Below are 16,865 nucleotides of genomic sequence, written 5' to 3' on the forward strand. Positions count from 1 at the left end.
AGAATCTCCGCCTTCCAGGATTTGTTTTCAGATCGTCCGACATCGCGCAACACTGGATGAATTGCCTCTTTATCGACACGCGGATGCGGGTAGAGTGCGGCTGAATTTCATCAAACCCATTCGGAGCTGATGCTCGCACGCCTGTTCGTGATCTTTGGTGGCCTTTTGGTGCTGGTGCTGTGCGCGGCGCTGGTGGTGCCGTATTTTGTCGACTGGACCGGCTATCGCGCCGATTTCGAGCGCGAGGCCAGCGCCATCCTCGGCCGCAAGGTGACGGTGCAGGGCGACGCCACGGCGCGGCTTCTGCCGTTTCCGTCGGTGACCTTCTCCAACGTCGCCGTTAGCGGCGGTCCCGACGGCCAGCCGGCCATGACCGTCGAGACGTTTTCGATGGATGCCGAGCTGGCGCCCTTCCTGCGCGGCGAAGTGCTGATCTTCGACATGCGGCTGGTGCGGCCGAAAGCGACGATCGACATCGCCAATGACGGCACCGTCGACTGGGCGATGCGGCCGTCCTCGCCCTTCGATCCCGCCCAGATCTCGATCGAGAAGCTGACGGTGACGGAAGGGCAGATCGAACTGCGCCATGCCGCCGGCGGGCGCAGCCATTTCATGTCGGAGATCAACTCGACCATTTCGGCCAAGTCGCTGGCGGGGCCGTGGCGGCTGGACGGCACGCTGCGGTTGGATGGGTTGCGCACCACGGTCGCCGCCTCCACCGGCAAGACCGAAGGCAACGGGCAGATGCGGCTTCGGCTGAGGGCCGATCCCGACGCCTATCCGCTCATCATCGAGACCGACGGTAATGCCGGCATCGTCAACGGTGCCGCCGTCTATTCCGGCCAGTTCAAGATTTCGAATTCAGACAAGGACTCCGCCGACAGGGACAGCGCCGAACTGCGCGGCACCGATGGCAAGACGGTGAAGGTCAGCGCCGGCAAGCCCGATCCGGGCTTTCGGCTGAACGGCAAGTTTTCGCTCGACCACCAGAAGCTCGGCGTCGACGAATTCCGTTTCGAGACCGGACCGCTGGACAATCCCTACACCGCCGAAGGCAAGGCTTCGGTGGATCTCGGACAGAAGCCGAGCTTCGCCATCGAGGCCAATGGCGCGCAGGTGCAATTCGACGAAGCGGTGACAGGTGAAGCAGGCGCCGGCCTGACGCTGGATCAGCGCATCGCCGGGTTGGAGCAGGCGCTGCTCGGGCTTCCGAAGCCGACCATCCCCGGCACCGTGGAGGTCAAGCTGCCGGCGGTGGTGGCCGGCGATACCACGGTACGCGACGTGCATCTTTCGGCCGAGCCGGTCGATGGCGGCTGGTCGGTGAAATCGCTGGCGGCAACCTTGCCCGGCCGCGCCAAGCTGGAAGCCGACGGCATGCTCAGCGTCGAGGACCATTTCGGCTTCACCGGCTCGCTCTTGCTGGCGGTGGCGCAACCCTCCGGCTTTGCCGCCTGGCTGTCGAAGGATGTCGACGAGGCGATCCGCCGTCTGCCGGCCGCAGGCTTCAAGGCCAAGGTCGATCTCACGGAAAAGCGCCAGGCCTTCAGCGACCTCGAACTGATCCTGGGCAAGGCGAAGTTCTCCGGCCGCATCGATTCCAGCCGGCCTGATAATGCCAGGCCGTCGGTGCTGATGCGGCTCGAGGGCGGCGAACTCGACGTCGACGGGCTGGCGGCCTTCGCCTCGATCTTCGTCAGCGACAAGGGCGCCAACCGCTTCGCCGACCGCGACCTCGATTTCCAGATCAAGGCCGGCCCGGTCAGCGCCGGCGGTTTGACCGCCGACACGGTCGACACGGCGCTCAGGCTGCGCGACGGGCTGCTCGAGATCGACCGGCTGTCGCTGGGCGGACTGGCCGGCGCCTCGATCAGCGCCACCGGCCGGATCAAGGATTTCCCGGCGAGCCCGACCGGCAAGCTCGACGCTTCCGTGGTTGCTGTCGATCTCAAGCCGCTGATCGACGTCGCCGCGCAGCACTATCCCGACAATGCCGTGCTGGAGGGGCTGGCGAGCCGTGCCGCAGCCTATCCCGACCTGTTCCAGGATGCGCGCATCGACGTCGTGGCAAGTGCCGCCGATAATGGCGACTCCACCACGGGCCTGGCGGTGAGCGCGCAAGGCAAAGCCGGCGGATCATCCTTTTCGGCCTCTCTGTCGGGGAACGGAGCGGTGGACAAGCTTGTCGAAGCGCCGGCGACGCTGACCTTCAACGCCAGGAACCCTGACGCTACCGCGCTGCTGGCCCTCTACGGCCTGCCGGCGCTGCCGCTCGGCATGCTGGGGGAAGCTACTACGGATATCCAGGCCAAGGGCACGCTTGGCGGCGGCCTGGCGACGACTTTCAACCTCACCGGCAATGATTTCAGGGCCGGTTTCGAAGGAACCGTTGCGGAAACGCCGCAAGGGCCCACCGCCAAAGGCAAGATCAACCTCGATGCCGCCGACATCGAACCCTGGCTGATGACATCAGGCATTGGGCTGCCAGGCATGGGGGCGGGCATGTCGACGTCGCTGACGGCACAAGGAGATTACGGCAACGGGCTGCTGGTGCTGGGCAATCTAAGTGGCGCCATCAACGAAGCGGCGGTGTCCGGCGACGTCAATGTCGACGCCAAGGACGGCGTGCCACACCTGGCCGGCGCGCTGGCGCTTGACGAAATCGACCTCGATCCGATGGCCGTGGCCCTGTTCGGCGATTCCGCTTTTCTTGCCGACAAGAGCAGGACCGACAAGAGTAGGGCTGACAAGAGTGGGGCTGACAAGAGTGGAGCCGACAAGAGCGGCAACGACAGGAATGGCGTCTGGCCATCGGCTCCGTTCAGCCAGAAATCCAGCCTGCCGTTCACGGCCGATCTCGACCTGACGACAGCCGCACTTGCCGCCGGGTCGTTCGCCGCAGCCTATGACGCGGCCTTTTCACTGAAGCTCGACCAGGAAGGCATCCGCGTTTCAGATCTCAAGGCAAAGTTCCTCGGCGGGGCACTGACCGGCCTGTTCGAACTGAAGAACAATGAAGGCACCGGATTGTTCACCGGCCAGATGAAACTGGCGGGTGCCGATCTGGCCAACGTGCTGCCGGATGCCGGCATCGGCGGCAAGGGCGACTTCTCGGCGGCGCTGTCGACCAGCGGCAAGTCGGTCGACGCCATGGTCGCCGCACTGTCCGGCTCCGGCACGGCGACGCTCAAGGGTTTGCAGATTGCCGGCGTCAATCCCGATGCGTTCAGCGCGTTCCTGGCCAAGGCCGATGCGATCGGCCGCGACATCGACGCGGCCAAGACCGCCGGCTTTGCACCTGAGATCGCTGGCGATGGAAGTTTTGCCGCCGGGGATGCCGACATCGCCTTCACGATTGCCGGCGGCACGCTGCGGGCGCCGCCGATCAGCCTCGAGACTCCGGCGGCGACCTTGTCCGCCGACATCACGGCGGATCTCAACACAGCCATGGTTTCCGCCAAGGGAGCGATCACCTATCGGCCCGGCGACGAGGCGCTGGTCGGCTCGGACCCGGTCGTGAATTTTAGCGCCGAGGGACCGTTAGGCGCCGTGAAACGGCAGTTCGACAGTGAGCCGCTGGCGCAGTTCCTGACCCAGCGCGCGCTGGAAAAGGAGCAGCAGCGCGTCGAAGCGATGCAGGCCGCGTTGCTCGAAAAGCAGCGGCTGCGGCGTGAGGTGCGCTACTACGCGGCGCTGCAGGACGCGCGTGAAAAGGCGGCCGAGGAGAAGCGCCAACAAGAGGAGGCGGCGCGGTTGAAAGCCGAGGCCGACGCCAAGGCGAAGGCCGAGGCGGACGCCCAGGCCCAGGCTGAAGCCGATGCAAAGGCGAAAGCCGATGCGGAAGCGAGAGCCAAGGCGGATGCCGAGGCGAGGGCACAAGCCGAAGCCGAAGCGAAGGCCGCGGCCGCACGACAGGCTGCCGACGAAGCGGCCAAGGCCGAGGCCGAACAGGAGCGGCGGAAAACGGAAGAGGCAATGCGCATCGCCACGCAGGAAAAGGCGAGGCTCGAGGCTGAACGCAAGGCCGCGGAACAGGCGCCGCAGCCCGAGCGGTCGCCGCCCGCCAACGACAATCCGCCTCCGGCCAAGCCAAAGGCCAATCCCTTCACGATCGACAATCTGCTGAAATCGTTGGAGTAGCGAGCAGGGCTACCGTCGCTCAATCCGCGGTGGCAACCGTTTCAAAGAATGGACATTTTGGCGCTGTCGGCGACGTAGCGGGCGTGGCGAAAATCGCGGATGGCTGCAAGCCTACCATCCTGCCAGGCCAGCAGGATGAAATAGGCCGGAGGTGCCGTCGGATCGTCGCCATCGCGGACGAGAACCGCCGGTCTGTCCTCGACAAACCCGGGCACGAAACACCAATCCTGGACCCGTGAATAATTGTGGAAGTAGGTGCTGACTTCCTTGCGTCCGTTGAGCCGCGCCTTGGCCACCAGCTCCAGCCGCACTTCATCGGCCAGCATGTCGCGCACCGCATCGAAATCGCGGGCGTTGAAGCGATCGATATAGACGTCGAGCAGCGCACGTTCGGATGTGCTCAGCCGGGGAAGCGGGCGGTCGTCAGGTTCGTCGGCAAGCTCGCGCAGGCGGCCGCGGCCGCGATGCAGCGCCGCCTTGATCGCCGGGATGCTGGTCCCCAGCATGGCGCTGATCTCCAGCAGCGAATAGCCCAGGACATCCATCATGATGACGCTGCTTCGCTGGGCGACGGGAAGGCGCATGAATGTATGCAGGCCGGCCGCGGCCGCCTGACGGTCGATGGCGGGATTTGCCGGGTCGACGATCATATCCAGCTCCTCGTCGGAAAATGCCTTTTCACGGGTGCGCCGGCGCAGGAAATCGAGCGCCGCATTGTGCGCGATGCGGAACAGCCAGCCTTCCGGATTGGTGATCGGGCCGGCATCCGGCAACGCCTCGAACGCCTTGGCCATCGCCTCCTGCAAGACATCCTCGCCATCGACGACCGAGCCCGTCATGCGGGCGCAATAGCGGTGCAGCTTGGGCCGCAATTCCCCGAACAGCCGGTCAAAGAGCGCGCTCTGGTCGCCAGGAACGGTTATGTTCATACGCCTTCCCCGTGACGTCGTTGCACCCGCAACTACTCGGCCTGCATCCGGTAATGGCCGACCATGGTCATTACGTCGCGATGCGGCGGGTCGATGCAGCGATCCCGGATGCCGTCCTGAAAGGCCTCAAATGCGGCAAGCCCGGGAATGATGCCGGCATGGCCCTCGGTTTCCATCTCGACCATGTGGACGAACGTACCGTCGCTGGACCGCCATGTCATGTAGCGGACGCCTTCCGGCGATTTATCGCGCAGTTCCTGGAACACGGCCTTGACCAGGCGCTCGTTCTCGTCGGCCCGTTCCGGTTTGGTCTTGTAGCGTATCAGGTGGTGTTTCATCGCATCCTATCCTCTTGGCCGCCTTGCATTCCGCAGGCGCTCATCTCCAAGACGTCGCGGCGAGACCAAAGGATTCGACGTTGGCGAAAATAACCGGCGTTGTCCGCGCCAAGGACGCCGGCAGTCACTCGGCGCCCCGATCGAGCAGGCGCCTCAGCATGGGTTCGATGCGGGACAGTTCGTCGAGATGGGCGGCCGACAGCTCGGCCAGGCGATCATCGGCGCGCTCGGTCAGCCGCAGCAGCACGCGCCGATGATCGTCCTTGTCCTGATCCCTTGCGACCAGCCCTGCCTCGCAAAGGCGATTGACCAATTCGACGGCGCTGTGGTGGCGGATGCGCAGGCGCTCGGCCAGATCGCCGACCGTGACCGGTCCGCCCGGAAACCCCTTGATCGCCAGCAGTGCCTGGTGCTGGCGCGGGGTCAGGCCGGCGTCTTCGGCCTGCACCTGGCTGAATTCGAGGAAGCGGCGGATCAGATACCGAAACTCGGAGAGACGCTGGTAATCGGCTTGACTGATGGCGGGGCGTGATTTTTGCAGCTGCGTCATATCAGACATTTGTTTGTTTTCCGGCGAAAGCTCAAACGGATTTCGAACAGAACCGGCTTGAATATTTATATCGTGTTACGATACATAGCCAACCGACAGTCCCGGTCGGTCGCGTTGGCCCTGCCGCGGATCAGATACGGCCGCCGCCAGGAAGCAAATCCACCATGAAGACGCATCAGCCCAATCCCGGCCACCTCAGGGATTTCACCACCGACGCCAGGGTGTTGCTTGTGGCGGCGATAGCCGTGGTGGTGGCGACAGCGGGGCTGTTTGCCGGCATCGTGCTTTTGAAACTGATCCGGCTTGCCACCAACGTCGCCTATTTTGGCCAATTCTCGCTCGCCGACCTGAAGCTTGAGGATACGCCGCTCGGCTATGCCGCCGTCATCGTCCCGGTGATCGGCGCACTGATCATCGGCCTGATGGCGCGTTTCGGCAGCGAGAAGATCCGCGGCCACGGTATTCCCGAGGCCATCGAGGCGATCCTGCTCGGGCGTTCGAAACTCGACGCCAAGGTTGCGATCCTGAAGCCGCTGTCGTCGGCGATCTCGATCGGTTCCGGCGGACCGTTCGGCGCCGAGGGCCCGATCATCATGACCGGAGGCGCGATCGGCTCGCTGATCGCGCAGATGCTGCCGGTCAGCGACAATGAACGCAAGACGCTGCTGGTGGCGGGAGCGGCGGCCGGCATGACCACCGTGTTCGGAACGCCGATCGCCGCCATCATGCTGGCCGTCGAATTGCTGCTTTTCGAATGGACACCACGCAGCTTCATTCCCGTCGCGGTCGCGGCGATCATTGCCGAGGTCGAGCGCACCATGCTGCATCTGCCCGGGCCGATCTTTCCGTTTCAGGGCGGCATGGAGATTTCCTTTGTCGGCCTTGCCGGCTGGATCGCGATCGGTGTCGCGGCAGGCCTGTTGTCGGGGCTGCTGACGCAGATGGTCTATGCCTGCGAGGACGGTTTCCAGAAGCTGCCGATTCACTGGATGTGGTGGCCGATGCTCGGCGGCCTGGTGGTCGGCATCGGCGGGCTGATCGAACCGCAGGCGCTCGGCGTCGGCTACGACAATATCGCCGAGATGCTGGACGGCCGCATGGTCGCCACCGCGGCGCTCATGCTGCTTGTGGTGAAGGGCATTATCTGGTCGGTTGCGCTCGGTTCGGGAACATCGGGCGGCGTGCTCGCGCCGCTGTTGATCATGGGCGGGGCAATGGGAGCGGTGCTTTCCGGTTTCCTGCCGGAGGCGGATCCAGGCTTCTGGGCGCTGCTGGCGATGGCCGCCACCATGGGCGGCACGATGCGCGCGCCGCTGACGGCGACCTTCTTCGCCGTCGAACTGACCGGCAACACGCATATGCTGGTGCCGCTGATCGCCGCCTGCGCGGCGGCGCATGCGGTCACCGTGCTCCTGATGAAGCGTTCGATCCTGACCGAGAAGATCGCCAGAAGGGGACATCATCTGGTTCGCGAGTATCGCGTCGATCCTTTCGCCCTGACCAGGGTGCGCGAGGTGATGACCTCGCAGGTCGAGAGCGTGCCGGCGGCAATGACGCTGCATGGCGCGGCCGCGTTCCTGACCGCCCCGGAAACGCGGCATCCGAGCTTTCCGGTGGTCGACGAGAACGGACATGTGCTCGGCCTCATCGATCCGCCGGCAATCCTGCGCTGGAGACGCGCCGGCAAGCACAGGACGACGACGCTCGGCGACCTGCTTGCCGGAAGCAAGGTGACGCTCGCCTATCCCGACGAATATCTGGAAGGCCTGTCGGACAAGCTGTTGACCGCCAATGTCTCGCATCTGCCGGTCGTCACACGCGAAAGCCAGCAACTGGTCGGTTATGTCGGCTGGAAGGATTTGATGCGCGTGCGGTCAAGGAAGCAGGCCGAGGAGCGCGATCGCTCGACTTTGCTCGGTTTCGGCGCCGGACGCAGGAAGAAGGAACACGTGGTCGACGGTATCTAGCCGCCGCGCTTCGCCCACTCCAGGACGTAGAGCCTGAGCGCCGAGGACAGATTGGTGTCGCGGGGCCGCGTCTCATCGACTTCGGCGACGAGCGCGGCGAGCGTCAATTGCCGCGCGGCGGCTATCGCGACGAGATCGTCGTAGAAGGGCTTTTCGAGAGAATAGCTGGTGCGGTGGCCGCGGATCGTCACCGAACGCTTTTCGACGGCGCTCACGCCGGCACCGTCATTGTTCGCCGTCGCCGCCGGATGGCTCGCGGCGGTGTCCGGCGACGAATCTTTCGCTTCTGTCGGCCGTCATGCGGTCGCGCTCCTTTTCGGCCTTGGTGCGGCCGTGCAAGGCGCGGTTCTGGTCGGCCGTGTGTTCCTTCTCCAGCCTTGCCTTCTGCTTGCGGGCCTGGCGGAGATTGACGATGTCGGCCATTGGCTCGGAGGCTTATTTCTTGCGGAAGGCGTCGAGCGAAACGACTTCGGCGCCCTTGGCGGAAGCATCGGCCGGTGCAGGCTTCTTCTCGGCCTCTGCGGCCGCCTTTTTCTCGGCTTTCGGCTTTTTTTCCGAAACGACGGCCAGCGGCTCGGGCGCGGTCGGCTCCTCGGCCGCCGCGTCGTCGGTCTTGACGTCGAATTCGAGCTCGAAATTGACCGACGGATCATAGAAGCCGCGCACGGCCGAGAACGGGATTTCGAGTTTCTCAGGCACGTCGGAGAAGGAAAGGCCGACCTCGAAGCCGGTGTCGGTCACCTTGAGGTCCCAATATTGGAACTGAATGACGATGGTCATCTGCTCGGGATACCGCTCGCGCAGCCGCGACGACACGCGCACGCCCGGCGCGCCGGTCAGGAAGGTGATGAAGAAATGATGGTTGCCGGGGAGGCCGGTGCGCGCGACCTCGGCCAGAACCTTGCGCATGACGCCGCGCAACGCCTCCTGGGCCAGAATGTCGTAGCGGATGTGGTCGTCGGCCATGTCGGGTTCCGTTGAATCGTCCGCATAGCTGTAATCAAGCTTGAGCGCGGCGTAAACCGCATATAGACCATAGCCGCGCCGAAGCGAGGACTTATTGCCGACGATTTGATCGGGTAGGCTGCTCCGCCGCGGCGTGATTGTCAGGCGCCAGCCAGGGCGCTCTGCTTTTCCACCAGGGCCACGGACCGGCGCTTGCCGAAGGCGCGCAGGAAGGTGCGCACGCCATTCCTCGCGGATTGCACTACCTCCTCCTCGCTCGGCGTGCCGCCGAGCATGAAGGTGGTCTGCAGTTCGGCATTGGCAAGCCCAAGGAATTGGCGTGCCGCCACGTCGGGATCCTCGATCGTGAGATACCCGCCATAGGCGAGGCGGGCGAAGCGGGCGGCGATTGCCGGCCATGTCCTGCCCGGTCCCTGTTCGCGCCACTCGGCGAACAGTTCGGGATAACGCTCGCCTTCGGTATGGATCAGCTTGCGCAGGAATTTGCCGTCGCGGTTGCAGATGCAATTCTGGTTCAGGCGCACGGCAAAGCCGGTCAGATCCGCTTCAAGATCCTTCGGCTGGTCGGGAAAGGTGGCAATAGTGGCGAAGATGCCGGCATTGCAGCGCTCGGTGAGATCGCGCACCACGGCGATGAACAGTTTTTCCTTGTCGCCGTGGTGGTTGTAGACCGTCTGGCGCGAGACGCCGGCCTCGACTGCGATCAGGTCGATATTGGCGCCGGCAAAACCTTCGCGGCAGAACACGCCAGCGGCGGCGTCCACGATCGACACCCGCTTGGCCTCGTGGCCGCGTGGCGGGAAAATGTCAGGAGAGACGCTCGATTTCATGAAATTCTATATAGAGGTGATTGACGATTTAGACAAGAGTGTCTAAATTTCTGGACACAATATTAAGAGATTTCGCTGCGGAAACGTGTCGGGATCTCCTGGGATGAAACGTCCTAGGGTCAGACGTCGCCGGCCGGCGGCAACCAAATTCGAAAGAGCCTTATCATGAGTCCCAAATTCCTCCGCATCGCGGTCGTGCTCGGCCTGTTGTCCGCCATCGGCCCGTTCGCCATCGATATGTATCTGCCGGCACTGCCTTCGATCGGCGCCGATCTCAACGCCGGCACCGCCGCCGTGCAGATGAGCCTGTTGATCTTCTTCCTGTCGATGGGCTTTGGCCAGATCGTCGTCGGGCCGATCTCCGACATGGTCGGCCGCAAGCTGCCGCTTTATGGCGGTCTTGCGCTGTTCATGGTCGGCGGCATCGGTTCGGCGCTGGCGCCGAGCATCGAGTGGCTGGTCGCTTTCCGTTTCCTGCAAGGGCTTGGCGCCAGCGCCGGCATGGCCATTCCGCGCGCCATCGTGCGCGACCTGCACACCGGCAATGAAGCCGCCAAGCTGATGTCCTTGCTGATGCTGGTGTTTTCGGTGTCGCCGATCCTGGCGCCGCTGACCGGCAGCCAGATCATCGAGAATTTCGGCTGGCGCGCCGTGTTCTGGACGGTGACGGGTGCGGCGGTGCTTGCCACCATCCTGCTCGCCACCTCGCTCAAGGAGACGCGATCGGCGGAAGAGCGTGTCGGTTCCTCCTTCGGCACGGCGCTTTCCGGCTACCGCTTCCTGATGGGGGACCGCAATTTCCTCGGCCTGGTGGCGATCGCAGGGTTCGGTATTGCGAGCTTCTTCGTCTATCTGTCGAGTTCGTCCTTCATCCTGATCGGCCATTACGGGCTGTCGCCTTCGGTCTACAGCGTGTTCTTCTCGATCAATGCGGTGGCCTTCATCGGCATGTCGCAGTTGACGGGATTGCTGGCCGAGCGCTTCGGCCTGCGGCGCGTGGTGCGTGTCGCGGTGACCGGCTACGCGACGACGATGGTGGTGCTGTTCGCGGTGATGGCGACAGGCATCGACCGGCTCGACGTGATGGCGGCGCTGCTGTTCGTCGGCTACGGCTTCCTCGGCCTGGTCATCCCGACCACCTCGGTGCTGGCCATGGAAGAGCATGGCGAGATCGCCGGCACGGCCTCGGCGCTGATGGGCACGCTGCATTTCGCCATCGGTGCGGTCGCCATGGGCGTCGCCGGAGTGTTCTTCGACGGCACGCCACTGCCGATGGTCGCCGGCATCACGCTCTGCGCGGTGATTTCGTTCACGCTGGCCAAGATAACGCTCGGCCGCTCGCGCGAAGCCGTCGAGGCGCCAGCGGAGTAAGCGGCCACGAACACATGAAAAGGCCGGGTTCGACCCGGCCTTTTTCATGTCAGTCCAGCCTCGGCCAGCACGAGGCGCAGCCGCGCCTCTGGGAAAGAAGCACGCGGCGGCTCCGCGGCCCAGGGCCGTGCGAAGTTGGGTCGTGCGAAGTCTGCCGGCCGGCGCGGCCGATGCGTGTGTATTGAAAGGGGGAGAAGTGGAGGTTTCTGTTGCCAGGTACCTCCGAACCCCGCCTAGAAGTGCGAACCCCTAGGGCTTGATTTGAAGCTATCGCACTGCATTAAGCAGCGAGACGTGCTTCCGCATAGTTGTCGTTGGCAACTACAAGTTTAGCCCGATAACGGTGGTACAATGCCGGGCAAAAGTACGATCTTTACACCTTCGTCGATCCTATTTCGCCCCCAGCAAAAACCGCTCTGTTCAACAGCGGCTTTTGGTGGAGGCGCCGGGTACCGCCCCCGGGTCCGAACGGCTTATTTCATCGCCCATTTATCGCCATAGTCGGTCAAGCCGACAAAGCGAATATAGGGGGCCACCGCATGAAATGAAAGGCCACCTTGGCACTTTGTCCCTGTGTCAAATCGCGACGCCGAGGGTTGACTTGCACGCGGTCTCAACCGAAGCTTTGTCACGGTGAGGAGTTACCGAACGAGCGCACGAGTTGCGGAGCGCGCCACAGCCCTCATCGATCGGATCCGTGGCGCCGACGAGGGGATTTTTATGGCCGACTATCTTGCGGATGTGAAGAAATACGATGCTGGCGCCGATGCCAACGTGGTCGAGAAAATCGTCAAGCATCTCGGCATCGCGCTGAGGAATCGCGATTCCTCCCTGGTATCCTGCACGGATCCGAAGGAATTGGAGCGCGTCAAGGAGAGCTGGGTCGCCAAGAAGCTCGGCGTCGCCGACGCACAGAAGGCCGACGCCGCGATCGAGAAGACCTGCAAGGCGATGACCGCGGACAACACCAAGAACCGGGTGACTTTCTACTATCTCGTCGCAAAGGATCTGGGCAAGCTCGCGTCTCTCTGAAGGGGTGCTGCGATTTGCAAGGCTGGCAGCAGGCGGTTTGATTTTTAACTTGCCGGAGTCGACGCCGCCCCTCATTGCCCTGCCGGGCGTTCGTCGTTCGAAAAGCCAAGCAATTGGCTTTTCGTCCGCTACGCGGACCACTCCTCAACTCCCCGTATAGTGACGGGGAGAAAGGGGCAGCCGCAGCGCTGGCGCCAATCTCGCAACGCTGGCGATTGGCGAAACCACCCATGACAGCGCCCCTCTCCCCGTCCCTATACGGGGAGAGGATGCCGGGAGGCAGGTGAGGGGCGGCGCAAACGGTGGAAAGTGAAATAGGGCAAGCACCGCAAGCGCCGCTTTGTTGTGTTCGGCAGCCTGTCTGTCGGTTATGATGGCCAGACAACCGAATCGAGCGGAACCGATGCGCCAGTATCTCGACCTCTTGCAGCATGTGCTGGAAAACGGCGCCGACCGTGGCGACCGCACGGGTACCGGCACTCGTTCCGTCTTCGGTTACCAGATGCGGTTCGATCTGGCGCGCGGCTTTCCGGTCACCACCACCAAGAAACTACACCTGAAGTCGATTATCCATGAGTTGCTGTGGTTCCTGGCCGGCGACACCAACATCAAATACCTGACCGACCATGGCGTTTCGATCTGGGATGAATGGGCCGATGAGAATGGCGACCTCGGCCCGGTCTATGGCAAGCAGTGGCGCTCGTGGCCAGACGGCCATGGCGGCTCAATCGACCAGATTGCCAACCTTCTGAAGGAGATACGCCGCAATCCTCAATCGCGGCGGCTGATCGTTTCGGCGTGGAACCCGGCCGAGGTGGAAGCGATGGCGCTGCCGCCCTGCCACTGCCTGTTCCAGTTCTATGTTTCGGAAGGGCGGCTTTCCTGCCAACTCTACCAGCGTTCCGCCGACATCTTTCTCGGCGTGCCGTTCAACATCGCCTCCTATGCGCTGCTGACGCTGATGGTGGCGCAGGTGACCGGGTTGAAGCCTGGCGATTTCGTCCACACGCTGGGCGACGCGCATCTCTACTCGAACCATTTCGAGCAGGCGCGCGAACAGTTGCGGCGTACGCCGAGGGCGCTGCCGACGATGTGGATCAATCCGGAGGTGAAGGATCTGTTCGCCTTCCGCTTCGAGGATTTCCGGCTCGAAAACTACGTCGCCGATGCATCGATCAAGGCGCCGATCGCCGTTTAGAGCGGTTCACCGTTTCACGGAAACGCCGAACCGCTCTATCTCTTTGTTTTTACGCAATTCCCAAGGGAAAGCGCTGCGCGCTTTTCCCGGGAAAACCGTTTCACACTTTTCCTGGAATTGCTCTTAGAGCCGCGGGCCTCAATCGACCCCGACCATCACATCCGATGCCTGACCGCGGCGTAGACTTGCTTGCGCTTTTCGAGCTTGAGATCGGCCACGGCCTGGTTGGTCTCGGTGATCGTTCCTTTGAGGATGTCCGGGCGCTGATCTTCATGGAGGTCCGTTCGCGGTTTGTGGTGCCTGTCTTACCAGAGCAATCCATGTCGCACGGGCTCTTTCCAAGAGCGTCGGGCCTTCCCTTGTTATATTCATACGGATATATCGGTTGGCAAGCCACAGCCGATTGGTTCCAAACGCTAGGGAGATTTCGATGACGCGCGACGGTTTCGGATTGAGGGCGATCGCCATTGGCGGTTTTGCGGCGATGCTGATGGCGGCCGTGCCGGCCGCCCATGCCGAAGACAAGGTTGTGGTTTTTGCCGCGGCCAGCCTCAAGGACGCGCTCGACGCCGTCAACAAAGCCTGCGCGGCCGATGTCGGCGGGGCCGCGACGATCTCTTATGCCGCGAGTTCGGCGCTGGCCAAGCAGATCGAGGGCGGGGCCCCGGCCGACGTCTTCATCTCGGCCGACCTCGACTGGATGAAATATCTCTCCGACAAGAAGCTGACGAGGCCCGATACCGAAGTGAAGCTGCTCGGCAATCAGATCGTGCTGGTGGCGTCGAAGGATTCGACGGTGGAAACCAAGATCGAGAAGGGTTTCGACCTTGCCAGGCTGATCGGCGACGGCAAGCTCGCCATTGGCGACGTCAAGGCGGTGCCGGCCGGCAAGTACGGCAAGGCGGCGCTGGAATCGCTCGGCGTCTGGTCCTCGGTCGAGGGCAAGGTGGCGCAGGCCGAGAATGTTCGTGCGGCGCTGAAGCTGGTTTCGACGGGTGAAGCGGGTCTTGGCATCGTCTATGCCACCGACGCGCATGCCGAGAAGGGCGTCAAGGTGGTCGGTACATTCCCAGAGGATTCGCACCCGCCGATCATCTATCCGGTTGCCCAGACCGCCGATTCGAAGGACAAGAATACGCCGGCCTTCCTGAAGTGCCTGCGGTCCGCCAAGGCCGGCGCGCTGTTCAAGGAGCAGGGTTTTACCGTACTCACGCCGAGCAACTGAGATACGAAACAGCATGGACTGGCTGCTGGACCTCACTCCCGACGAATGGAATGCGGTCCGGCTGTCGATCAAGGTGGCAAGCGTGGCGATGGTAGCCAGCCTGCCGCCGGGCATATTGATCGCGCTGCTGCTTGCCCGGGGCCAGTTCTGGGGCAAGACCTTGCTCAACGGGCTGGTGCATCTGCCGCTTGTCCTGCCGCCTGTCGTGACCGGCTATCTGCTGCTGCTCGCCTTCGGCAGGCGCGGTCCGGCCGGCGCCTTCCTGGCCGAGCATTTGGGCATCGTCTTCTCGTTTCGCTGGACAGGTGCGGCTCTGGCCTGCGGCGTCATGGGTTTCCCCTTGATGGTGCGGGCGGTCAGGCTGTCGATCGAGGCGGTCGACCGCAGGATGGAGGCGGCAGCGGGAACGCTCGGCGCCAATCCTTGGTGGGTTTTCGCCACTATCACGCTGCCGCTGATCCTTCCCGGGCTGATCGCCGGCGCCATCCTGTCCTTCGCCAAGGCGATGGGCGAGTTCGGTGCCACCATCACCTTCGTTTCCAACATTCCGGGCGAGACGCAGACGCTGCCGTCGGCGATCTACACTTTTACGCAAGTGCCGGGCGGCGATGAAGGCGCGCTCCGTCTGACACTGATCTCGATCGTCATCTCGATGGCGGCACTGGTTGCCTCGGAGGTGTTGGCGCGTCGCATCGGCCGGCGGATGGACATCGAATGACGGTCGTTGTCGATATCAACCATCGGCTGGGTGCGTTCGCGACCGACGCCAGCTTCGAAAGCGCCGGGCGGCTGACAGCGCTGTTCGGACCTTCGGGCTCCGGCAAGAGCACCTTGATCAACGTGATTGCCGGGCTGATCCGGCCGGACAAGGGCCGCATCGAAGTCGACGGTCGCGTGCTGGTCGATACCCGCGCCGGCATTTTCGTGCCGAAGCACAAGCGGCGGATCGGCATGGTATTCCAGGATGCGCGGCTGTTTCCCCATATGAGCGTGGGCGGCAATCTGCGCTATGGCCGCTGGTTCACACCGGCAGCGGAGCGATACGCGGACCTGGATTCCGTCGTCGATCTGCTTGGCATGGGGCCGCTCATGGACAGGCGGCCGGCAAAGCTCTCGGGTGGCGAAAAGCAGCGCGTGGCGATCGGCCGGGCGCTGCTGGCGAGCCCGAGATTGCTGTTGATGGACGAACCGCTGGCCTCGCTCGACGAGGCGCGCAAGGCCGAAATCCTGCCCTACATCGAGCGGCTGCGCGACGAGACGAAGATCCCGATCGTCTATGTCAGCCATTCGGTTGCCGAGGTGGCGCGGCTGGCCAGCGACGTGGTGATGCTGGCGCAGGGCAAGGTCCTCGCCAGCGGCCCGACCGAGGCGGTGATGCAAAGGCTCGACCTGTTGCCGGCTGAAGAGCGCGGCGAGGGCGGTGCGGTGCTGGACACCAAGGTGCTGCGTCACGACGAAGCCTTCGGCATGACCGTGCTTGCCTCGGCCGCCGGTGAGATCCGAGTGCCGCGGTTGGCTTTGATGGTGGGAGCGCCAGTCCGCATTCGCGTCCGCGCGCGCGACGTCATGATCGCCACCGAACGGCCGGTGGGCCTCAGCGCGCTCAACATCCTGCCCGGCACGATCGTCGCGATCAGCCCGGGCGAGGGTCCGACGGTCGAGGTCGGCGTCGACTGCAACGGCGCAACCGTGTTGGCCCGGATCACCGAACAATCGCGGCATGCGCTGGCGCTGCGGCTTGGGGGACAGGTCTTCGCCGTGATCAAGACGGTGAGCTTCGACCGGGCGAATACCGGGGCCGGCTTGCCGGTCGAAGCGGACGGATGACCACCGCTATGTTTTTTTGGAATAGCGATATCGCTGAACAGCTTATAGTATGGGGTCGGGTGTAGTCGCGGAGGAGCAACATGCCGTCGCTGAGTTTGCGGATAAACCTCGATCCCGACGGGCGGATCGGACCGGGCAAGATCGAACTCCTGGAGCAGATCGCCGCTTTCGGCTCGATCTCGGCCGCCGCGCGCGGCATGGAGATGTCCTATAAGCATGCCTGGGACCTGGTCGAGGATATGAACCGGGTATTCGGCAAGCCGCTGGTCGCGGCGCAGACCGGTGGCCGCAAGGGCGGCGGCGCGCAACTGACGGCCGTCGGCCTGGCGGTGGTCAGCCGCTTCCGCGCCATCGAGCGCGCGGCGGCTGCCGCGGCGGCGACCCATATGGCGGCATTGCAGGCGGAGATTGAGGCGGGGTAGGGCAGTAGGGCAGTAGGGCAGTAGGGCAGGCTGGCCGAAACGATGTTAGTGAGGTTTGTTGTGGATGGGG

16 protein-coding genes and 1 other RNA gene are annotated in these 16,865 nt (G+C 63.7%); 9 read left to right on the forward strand and 8 right to left on the reverse strand.

The window, feature by feature from the left end; all coding sequences use genetic code 11:
* Positions 1-129 precede the first annotated feature (129 nt).
* Complete coding sequence (locus NKI49_RS21665; RefSeq protein WP_352597805.1) at positions 130-4,140, forward strand: AsmA family protein; 4,011 nt, start codon at positions 130-132, stop codon at positions 4,138-4,140.
* 41 nt (positions 4,141-4,181) lie between these two features.
* On the opposite strand, the gene NKI49_RS21670 is transcribed toward NKI49_RS21665, so the two are convergent.
* The 3 genes from NKI49_RS21670 to NKI49_RS21680 all read right to left on the reverse strand — a co-directional run bounded on the left by NKI49_RS21670 (position 4,182) and on the right by NKI49_RS21680 (position 5,966).
* Positions 4,182-5,069: a sigma-70 family RNA polymerase sigma factor gene (locus NKI49_RS21670; RefSeq protein WP_352597806.1), complete on the reverse strand. Its 888-nt coding sequence runs from the start codon at positions 5,067-5,069 to the stop codon at positions 4,182-4,184.
* Between the two features lie 32 nt (positions 5,070-5,101).
* Positions 5,102-5,407 carry a hypothetical protein gene (locus NKI49_RS21675; RefSeq protein WP_352597808.1) on the reverse strand — a complete coding sequence of 102 codons (306 nt, stop codon included), beginning with the start codon at positions 5,405-5,407 and terminating at the stop codon, positions 5,102-5,104.
* A 124-nt stretch (positions 5,408-5,531) separates the two neighbouring features.
* Entirely contained in the window at positions 5,532-5,966 is a 435-nt protein-coding gene (locus tag NKI49_RS21680; RefSeq protein WP_352597810.1) for a MarR family winged helix-turn-helix transcriptional regulator, read from the reverse strand.
* Between the two features lie 155 nt (positions 5,967-6,121).
* Between NKI49_RS21680 and NKI49_RS21685 the strand changes: the two genes are divergently transcribed.
* A complete protein-coding gene (locus NKI49_RS21685; RefSeq protein ID WP_352597811.1) occupies positions 6,122-7,924 on the forward strand; it encodes a chloride channel protein in 1,803 nt (600 codons plus the stop codon).
* Here NKI49_RS21685 and NKI49_RS21690 read toward each other — a convergent pair.
* From NKI49_RS21690 to NKI49_RS21705, 4 genes are all read right to left on the reverse strand, one after another.
* Positions 7,921-8,139: a ribbon-helix-helix domain-containing protein gene (locus NKI49_RS21690; RefSeq protein ID WP_352597813.1), complete on the reverse strand. Its 219-nt coding sequence runs from the start codon at positions 8,137-8,139 to the stop codon at positions 7,921-7,923. The genes NKI49_RS21685 and NKI49_RS21690 overlap by 4 nt on opposite strands.
* A gap of 10 nt (positions 8,140-8,149) precedes the next feature.
* The gene (locus NKI49_RS21695) at positions 8,150-8,347 is read right to left on the reverse strand and encodes a DUF4169 family protein (protein WP_352597815.1); all 198 of its coding nucleotides are present in this window, start codon (positions 8,345-8,347) and stop codon (positions 8,150-8,152) included.
* 12 nt (positions 8,348-8,359) lie between these two features.
* Positions 8,360-8,890, reverse strand: a complete 531-nt coding sequence (locus NKI49_RS21700) for an SspB family protein (protein ID WP_027025901.1) — start codon at positions 8,888-8,890, stop codon at positions 8,360-8,362.
* 140 nt (positions 8,891-9,030) lie between these two features.
* Positions 9,031-9,720 (reverse strand): TetR/AcrR family transcriptional regulator, encoded by a 690-nt coding sequence (locus NKI49_RS21705; RefSeq protein ID WP_352597817.1) that lies wholly within the window; start codon positions 9,718-9,720, stop codon positions 9,031-9,033.
* 165 nt (positions 9,721-9,885) lie between these two features.
* On the opposite strand from NKI49_RS21705, the gene NKI49_RS21710 reads away from it, so the two are divergent.
* Positions 9,886-11,091 carry a multidrug effflux MFS transporter gene (locus tag NKI49_RS21710; RefSeq protein ID WP_352597819.1) on the forward strand — a complete coding sequence of 402 codons (1,206 nt, stop codon included), beginning with the start codon at positions 9,886-9,888 and terminating at the stop codon, positions 11,089-11,091.
* 195 nt (positions 11,092-11,286) lie between these two features.
* Here the strand turns inward: NKI49_RS21710 and ssrA are convergent.
* Positions 11,287-11,645: a transfer-messenger RNA gene (gene ssrA / locus NKI49_RS21715) on the reverse strand.
* A gap of 166 nt (positions 11,646-11,811) precedes the next feature.
* Between ssrA and NKI49_RS21720 the strand changes: the two genes are divergently transcribed.
* From NKI49_RS21720 to NKI49_RS21745, 6 genes are all read left to right on the forward strand, one after another.
* The gene (locus NKI49_RS21720) at positions 11,812-12,123 is read left to right on the forward strand and encodes a DUF2853 family protein (RefSeq protein ID WP_352597820.1); all 312 of its coding nucleotides are present in this window, start codon (positions 11,812-11,814) and stop codon (positions 12,121-12,123) included.
* Between the two features lie 403 nt (positions 12,124-12,526).
* A complete protein-coding gene (locus NKI49_RS21725; RefSeq protein WP_352597822.1) occupies positions 12,527-13,321 on the forward strand; it encodes a thymidylate synthase in 795 nt (264 codons plus the stop codon).
* Positions 13,322-13,751: 430 nt separating this feature from the next.
* Complete coding sequence (gene modA, locus NKI49_RS21730) at positions 13,752-14,546, forward strand: molybdate ABC transporter substrate-binding protein (protein ID WP_352597824.1); 795 nt, start codon at positions 13,752-13,754, stop codon at positions 14,544-14,546.
* A gap of 13 nt (positions 14,547-14,559) precedes the next feature.
* On the forward strand, positions 14,560-15,264 hold the full coding sequence (gene modB, locus NKI49_RS21735) for a molybdate ABC transporter permease subunit (RefSeq protein WP_352597826.1): 705 nt from the start codon (positions 14,560-14,562) through the stop codon (positions 15,262-15,264).
* Positions 15,261-16,373, forward strand: a complete 1,113-nt coding sequence (modC, locus tag NKI49_RS21740) for a molybdenum ABC transporter ATP-binding protein (RefSeq protein ID WP_352597827.1) — start codon at positions 15,261-15,263, stop codon at positions 16,371-16,373. Before modB ends, modC begins: the two co-directional genes overlap by 4 nt.
* An 80-nt stretch (positions 16,374-16,453) precedes the next feature.
* Entirely contained in the window at positions 16,454-16,795 is a 342-nt protein-coding gene (locus tag NKI49_RS21745) for a winged helix-turn-helix domain-containing protein (RefSeq protein ID WP_352597828.1), read from the forward strand.
* The last annotated feature ends 70 nt before the right edge of the window (positions 16,796-16,865 follow it).

Origin of the sequence: Mesorhizobium sp. M0587 (genome assembly GCF_040320945.1) — a bacterium.
Taxonomy (GTDB): domain Bacteria; phylum Pseudomonadota; class Alphaproteobacteria; order Rhizobiales; family Rhizobiaceae; genus Mesorhizobium.

Bases quoted from the DNA above. Each gene is read 5' to 3' on its own strand.
- NKI49_RS21720 (WP_352597820.1), top strand. From the start codon at position 11,812: ATGGCCGACTATCTTGCGGATGTGAAGAAATACGATGCTGGCGCCGAT.
- NKI49_RS21725 (WP_352597822.1), top strand. From the start codon at position 12,527: ATGCGCCAGTATCTCGACCTCTTGCAGCATGTGCTGGAAAACGGCGCC.
- modC (WP_352597827.1), top strand. From the start codon at position 15,261: ATGACGGTCGTTGTCGATATCAACCATCGGCTGGGTGCGTTCGCGACC.
- NKI49_RS21700 (WP_027025901.1), bottom strand. From the start codon at position 8,890: ATGGCCGACGACCACATCCGCTACGACATTCTGGCCCAGGAGGCGTTG.
- NKI49_RS21670 (WP_352597806.1), bottom strand. From the start codon at position 5,069: ATGAACATAACCGTTCCTGGCGACCAGAGCGCGCTCTTTGACCGGCTG.
- NKI49_RS21710 (WP_352597819.1), top strand. From the start codon at position 9,886: ATGAGTCCCAAATTCCTCCGCATCGCGGTCGTGCTCGGCCTGTTGTCC.
- NKI49_RS21695 (WP_352597815.1), bottom strand. From the start codon at position 8,347: ATGGCCGACATCGTCAATCTCCGCCAGGCCCGCAAGCAGAAGGCAAGG.
- NKI49_RS21680 (WP_352597810.1), bottom strand. From the start codon at position 5,966: ATGTCTGATATGACGCAGCTGCAAAAATCACGCCCCGCCATCAGTCAA.
- NKI49_RS21675 (WP_352597808.1), bottom strand. From the start codon at position 5,407: ATGAAACACCACCTGATACGCTACAAGACCAAACCGGAACGGGCCGAC.
- NKI49_RS21705 (WP_352597817.1), bottom strand. From the start codon at position 9,720: ATGAAATCGAGCGTCTCTCCTGACATTTTCCCGCCACGCGGCCACGAG.
- NKI49_RS21685 (WP_352597811.1), top strand. From the start codon at position 6,122: ATGAAGACGCATCAGCCCAATCCCGGCCACCTCAGGGATTTCACCACC.
- modA (WP_352597824.1), top strand. From the start codon at position 13,752: ATGACGCGCGACGGTTTCGGATTGAGGGCGATCGCCATTGGCGGTTTT.
- NKI49_RS21745 (WP_352597828.1), top strand. From the start codon at position 16,454: ATGCCGTCGCTGAGTTTGCGGATAAACCTCGATCCCGACGGGCGGATC.
- modB (WP_352597826.1), top strand. From the start codon at position 14,560: ATGGACTGGCTGCTGGACCTCACTCCCGACGAATGGAATGCGGTCCGG.
- NKI49_RS21665 (WP_352597805.1), top strand. From the start codon at position 130: ATGCTCGCACGCCTGTTCGTGATCTTTGGTGGCCTTTTGGTGCTGGTG.